This window comes from Bradyrhizobium sp. AUGA SZCCT0182, from assembly GCF_018130185.1.
Taxonomy (GTDB): Bacteria; Pseudomonadota; Alphaproteobacteria; order Rhizobiales; family Xanthobacteraceae; genus Bradyrhizobium.
In genome coordinates this window covers 1-5,384 of the sequence record NZ_JAFCLY010000091.1, presented here as the reverse complement: position 1 = coordinate 5,384, position 5,384 = coordinate 1, and the positions used below count along the sequence as shown (strand labels likewise).

The window sequence follows — 5,384 nt, the reverse complement described above, 5'->3', positions numbered from 1 at the left end:
ATCAGGGTCTCGCCGGCATGGGCCAGCGCTTCCAGCCTCGGCAGGCCGAGGAAGCCGCAGGTGCCCTTGATCGTGTGCACCAGGCGAAAGATGTTATCCAGAATCTTCGCGTTGTTCGGGTCCTGCTCGAACCGCACCAACTGATTGTCGACCGTATCCAGGCTCTCGCTGGTCTCGGTCAAAAATTCCCGCAACAAATCATCCATGAAACCGGCCTTCGCACGCACCGGCACGCGACATCGACGTGCCTTACGGAACTTGGCCAGCTTCTATGCAAAGCGTTTAATATTGGTTGAGCAAATGGAAAAGAACGGCCTCAACAAAGAGATAAGACGGCTGCCATGAATCCAGCCGCCCAATATCAACCTTTGGTTAACCATAATCGCCCCGTGGCGGCGCTCAGGCGGCGGTAACGAGCACCTTGTCGCCGTCGAGCGCGAGCGTCACGGCGAGCCCGCAGGCCTGCGCCAAAAGCCGCGTATAATAAGGCTGCACCGCATGCGCATCGATGGCGGCACTGGAACTCGCACTCAAGAGGTCGGCGATGTTTTGCGGCACGCGGGCGTTAAGGCCGGCCGAGGTGACGCGAAAGCTCATCGTCTCGCCGTCGCCGATCGGGTCGATGGTCAGCGTACCGCCGCGCGGAATGGTCTGCTGCGCAATGACCAGCATGTTCAAGAGCAGCTTGACGCGGTTCTTCGGCAGCAACAGCCGGGGCAAATTCCAGGTGATGGTGATCTTGCCGTCCTCGATATGGCCGCGCGCCATGGTCTGGGCGTCGCCGAGATCAATCTGCGCGCCGGCCGAGCCGGCCGCGCCAAACGCCAGCCGGCAGAACTGCAACCGGGCCGAGGCGGTCTTGGCGCTCTTGCGAATCAGATCGAGCGCGAATTCACGATCTTCGGGCTTGGGATCGTCGTCGAGGACCTCCAGCCCATTGACGATGGCGCCAACCGGGCTGATGAGATCATGACAGACCCGCGAACACAGCAGTGCCGCAAGTTCGAGGGCGTCGGGAGCGACGCCGGGAGACGGAGTGCCAGACATCAGATTTTCCTGGAAGGCCGCGCAGTCCCCAATCGCTGCAAGAGACTGCCGGCGGACAGTTACGAATCACGCATGCTCGGTGGTTTGATACACTGCGCAGGCGCGTGCTGCCAGCACAGGGCGGCACCGGTCAAGGGAACACGAACAGCAAATGAGCCCGCTCATGAATGAGGCAAGTCCGCCCGTTATCGATCATGTGGCCGCTACGGCCCTGATCGAGCCGCTAACCGATCTGGTGATCCAGGCCGGCGCCGCGATCCTAGCCGTCAACCGCGCCTCCATGACGGTCGATGGCAAGACCGACGGATCGCCGGTCACGGAAGCCGATCTCGCCGCCGACCGCATCATCGGCGAAGGCCTGGCGCGGCTGGCGCCAAATATACCGTCATTGTCCGAGGAGCGGACGCATCTGGCGAAGCTGCCTTACAAGGACAGCTTCTTCCTGATCGACCCGCTCGACGGCACCAAGGAATTCGTCGCCGGCCGCGCCGAATTCACCGTCAACCTGGCGCTGGTGACCGGCGGGGTGCCGTTGCTCGGCATCGTCAGCGCTCCCGCGCTTGGATTGATCTGGCGCGGCATCGTCGGCCGGGGTGCCGAGCGGCTGACCCTTATTGACGGCGGCGCGCCGCGGATCGAGCCGATCCGGACGCGGCCCTGCCCGATCAGGGGAAAAGCCTGGACCGTGGCCGTCAGCCGGTCGCATGGCGATGACCGCACCGAAGCCTTTATTGCCGCAAGGCCCGGAGCCGTGCGCGCCGAACTCGGCTCGGCGGTCAAATTCGGCCGGGTGGCGGAAGGCGCGGTCGATATCTATCCCCGCCTGTCGCCGACCTGCGAATGGGATGTGGCGGCGGGCCATGCGGTGGTTACAGCCGCCGGCGGCAAGATCACGGATTCAACCGGCGCCGCGCTGCATTTTGGTTGTGGCCGCGAAGACTTCATCGTGCCGGAATTCATCGCCTGGGGCGATCCCCAAGCCCCTCTCTGATTCAAGCCCCGTCCTGATCTACTGCGCGAGGCCCTGTTCGAGCCGAGGCCAGCGGGCGGCGGCGTCTTTCAGGAAACGCGAAGGATCGGCCTTGAAAGCATCGCGGTTTTCCTCGCGGCCGAACAGATAGAGCCGCTGGCCTGCGACCACCCAGAACCGCGGGTTACCGGCATAGGTAACGCCTCGCACCAGGTCGACCGGATCGTAACCACCGAACTGGGGGCCATAGACCTCGGGGTGGGCGACAAAGGAAGCGCGATTGCCCTCGTTGCGAAAGCGCCAGACGGCGCCCGCCTCGGCGGCCTCGAAATCCGCCACGCCCTGGACGGCCACGGAATCGGTGAAATAGGCGACGGGATCAAACCCCTCGATCGCAAGGCCGGAATAGCGATTGACCACCACCCGTTCGGTGGTCGCGGCAAGGGCGGTGAAATCAAGGCAGAGAACTCCGAAAAAGCCTGCCCATAGGGCGAAAATGGCCATTCCGGGGCGCCAACCATATCTTTCCTGCCGTTGTGCCGTCATAGTTGGTACCGATAACATACGAGTCGAGGGGACACTGGGCGCAACCTAGAGCCGTGCTTGTTGGCGTCAGGTTAAGGCTGCGGCCAGAATTTCGATACCAGGGGTTCTTTGATGATTTTCGTCTCACGCCTTGCCGCGGTAACGCTCGCCGCGCTGATGTGCTGGACTGTGCCCGCACCTGCGCAGCAGTCGGGGCCGATGCAACAGGCGCCGATGCAGGCACCGGGCCAACAGGCGCCGTACCAGCAGGCACCGATCCAGCAAGCACCGCCGCCGCAGCGTGCGCCGAGCCCGGCGACCTATGGGCCGGACGAGCTGGTCAATGCCGGCCACAAATTCTTCGGCAACGTCTCGCGTGGGCTGGCATCGATCATCGAGCGCGCGGTGAGCCAATGGGGCCTGCCGAACGGTTACGTGCTCGGCGAGGAAGGCTCCGGCGCCTTTGTCGCCGGCCTGCGCTACGGCGAAGGCACGCTCTACACCAAGAACGCCGGCGACCTCAGGGTCTACTGGCAGGGTCCGTCGGTCGGCTTCGACTGGGGCGGCGACGGCGCCCGCACCATGACGCTGGTCTATAATCTGCCCGCCACCAACGCGATCTATCAGCGCTTCGCCGGCATCGACGGCTCGGCCTATATCGTTGGCGGCTTCGGCATGACCGCGCTCACCGCCAACAACATCGTGCTGGTGCCGATTCGCTCCGGCATCGGTCTGCGGCTCGGCGCCAACATCGGCTATCTCAAATTTACCCCGCGCGCGACCTGGAACCCGTTCTGACCTTTTCCTGAGCAACGGTTTTCTGAACAGCAGCACACATTGATCTTCACGATTCAGGTTAACGCGGCATTGGGCTGGCCTTTTGCCGGTCCCCCATGGCATTGTGATTAACGAATTCTTTATGCCCTCGGGGAGTGACCATCCATGATCGAACCGATCATGTATCTGGCGATCGGTTTTCTGGTCTCGATGCTGTTTGGCCTGATGATCGTGCCGCTGGTGCATAACCGCGCGGTCCGGCTGACGACCCGCCGACTGGAAGCGGCCACCCCGCTGTCGATGGCTGAAATCCAGGCCGACAAGGATCAGCTGCGCGCGGAATTCGCGATGTCGGCGCGCCGGCTCGAGATGAGCGTCGACCAGCTCAAGAACAAGACCACCAGCCAGCTTGCCGAACTCGGCAAGAAATCCGACGCGATCAACCGCATGAAGATCGAGCTTGGCGAGAAGAACGCCACGATCTTCGGGCTCGAGGCGCGCGAGAAGGCGGTGAAGGAACAGCTGCGCGCCACCGAAGAGGAATTCGCGGCCAAGACCGAGATGCTGCGCGGCGCCGAAAAGGCGCTGACCGACAAGCAGGGCGAACTTGCCAAGATCAATCATGAACTGTCCGACCGTTCGATGGTGGCGGACAGCCGCCAGGTCGAGCTGGTCGCGGTGCGCACCCAGATCGAGGAGTTGAAGGGCCGCGTCGGCGACGCCGAAAAGGAATTCGCGGCGACGCAAGCCCGGCTCGCGCAGGAGCGCGGCGAATCCGACAACGCGACGCGCGAACTGAGCGAGGCGCGCAGCCGCGTCGAAAATCTGAGCCAACGCGTCACCGATCTGGACCGGCAGCTGATCATCCAGGTCAAGGAAGCCGAAATGCTCGGTAACCGCGTCAACGATCTCGAAGCGCGGCTCGCCACCCAGGGCAAGCTCCTGGCCGAACGCGAATTCGAGAACAACCAGCTCAAGCAGGCCAACGACGTCGCCGAGCGCACGACCAAGGAATTGCATGTCGAGATCGCGGCCCTGAGCCAGGGCGGCAATTCGCCTGCGATCGAAAAGCTGCGCAGCGAGAAAGCCGCGGTCGAGGAACAGCTTCGTGTCGCGCGCGACGAACGCGCCAAGCTGCAGCGCGACATCAACGCGATCCAGCAGCAGGCCGAAAGCTCCTGGGCCACCGAGCGGATGGAGAACGCGCTGCTGCGCGAACGCATCAACGACATCGCCGCCGAGGTGGCCAAATTGGCTATCCAGCTGGAGGGGCCGAATTCGGCGATCGAGGCCATGCTGGCCGCGGAACCGGCGGCACCCAAGCCCCCTGCCAAGCCGGCCAACGACAGCGCCGCCACCGCGCCTTCCGAAGGCAGCGGCACCCTGGCCGAGCGAATCCGGGCCCTGCAGTCGCACGCCTCCCGCGCCCGCCAGCAAGGGGCGTAACTTTTTTGACGCGTTTTCTTCACGCGAACCGGCCTCCACTTCGCTCGAAAACGCTATGTCCCGATTCGGCCGCTTTGTTTGCTTGACACTATGGGCCCTCACTTCGTAAATCGCGGGCTCTGACGGCGCTGATTTCGCCGGATCCCGGACGCATAGCTCAGCGGGAGAGCGTTCCCTTCACACGGGAGAGGTCCAAGGTTCGATCCCTTGTGCGTCCACCATCGTCCTGACGGGACGAGTTCAGGTTCGAATTTCAGACAGCCAGGCATTCATTCCGTCGCCGTTCCGTCATTGCGAGCGAAGCGAAGCAATCCATTCTTTCTTCGCGCTGCTAGATGGATTGCTTCGCTGCGCTCGCAATGACGCGGAAATAACTTCGCGTTCTCGCGACGCAACGCGCCCGAGGTTTACGTGTAGTCCCGCCCCCAAAATTCAGAGGGCGCAGGGAATGCCGGATGCGCGCTGCACCCGCGGTCTCGTGTGCGATTGTGCATAAGAATGCTGCACACGAGCATACAGGGCAGCGGAGAACATCCGACATTCCCTGCGCAATGGCTTTACGGCTTATAACGCGCTCTCCCCGGTGAGACGGCCTCTATTGCCACCGTCGCCCCTCGGA

General features: G+C 63.2%; 6 protein-coding genes and 1 tRNA gene. 4 read left to right on the top strand and 3 right to left on the bottom strand.

Translation table 11 applies throughout. From position 1 onward, the window contains the following. A partial coding sequence (locus tag JQ611_RS41220) for an Hpt domain-containing protein (protein ID WP_212263499.1) occupies nt 1-206 on the bottom strand: 206 nt, incomplete at its 3' end. A gap of 193 nt (nt 207-399) precedes the next feature. Continuing rightward, on the bottom strand, nt 400-1,047 hold the full coding sequence (gene chpT, locus JQ611_RS41215; protein WP_212391281.1) for a histidine phosphotransferase ChpT: 648 nt from the start codon (nt 1,045-1,047) through the stop codon (nt 400-402). Nucleotides 1,048-1,210: 163 nt separating this feature from the next. Here chpT and JQ611_RS41210 point away from each other — a divergent pair, with 163 nt between their 5' ends. Continuing rightward, entirely contained in the window at nt 1,211-2,038 is an 828-nt protein-coding gene (locus JQ611_RS41210) for a 3'(2'),5'-bisphosphate nucleotidase CysQ (protein ID WP_212468827.1), read from the top strand. A gap of 18 nt (nt 2,039-2,056) precedes the next feature. On the opposite strand, the gene JQ611_RS41205 is transcribed toward JQ611_RS41210, so the two are convergent. Beyond that, entirely contained in the window at nt 2,057-2,521 is a 465-nt protein-coding gene (locus JQ611_RS41205; protein WP_212263496.1) for a YHS domain-containing (seleno)protein, read from the bottom strand. Nucleotides 2,522-2,674: 153 nt separating this feature from the next. Between JQ611_RS41205 and JQ611_RS41200 the strand changes: the two genes are divergently transcribed. The 3 genes from JQ611_RS41200 (at nt 2,675) to JQ611_RS41190 (ending at nt 4,986) form a co-directional block, all read left to right on the top strand. Beyond that, the gene (locus JQ611_RS41200) at nt 2,675-3,340 is read left to right on the top strand and encodes a DUF1134 domain-containing protein (protein ID WP_212468826.1); all 666 of its coding nucleotides are present in this window, start codon (nt 2,675-2,677) and stop codon (nt 3,338-3,340) included. Between the two features lie 144 nt (nt 3,341-3,484). Next, the gene (locus tag JQ611_RS41195) at nt 3,485-4,765 is read left to right on the top strand and encodes a hypothetical protein (protein WP_212263494.1); all 1,281 of its coding nucleotides are present in this window, start codon (nt 3,485-3,487) and stop codon (nt 4,763-4,765) included. Nucleotides 4,766-4,911: 146 nt separating this feature from the next. Next, nucleotides 4,912-4,986, top strand: a tRNA-Val gene (locus tag JQ611_RS41190). Nucleotides 4,987-5,384: the final 398 nt, after the last annotated feature.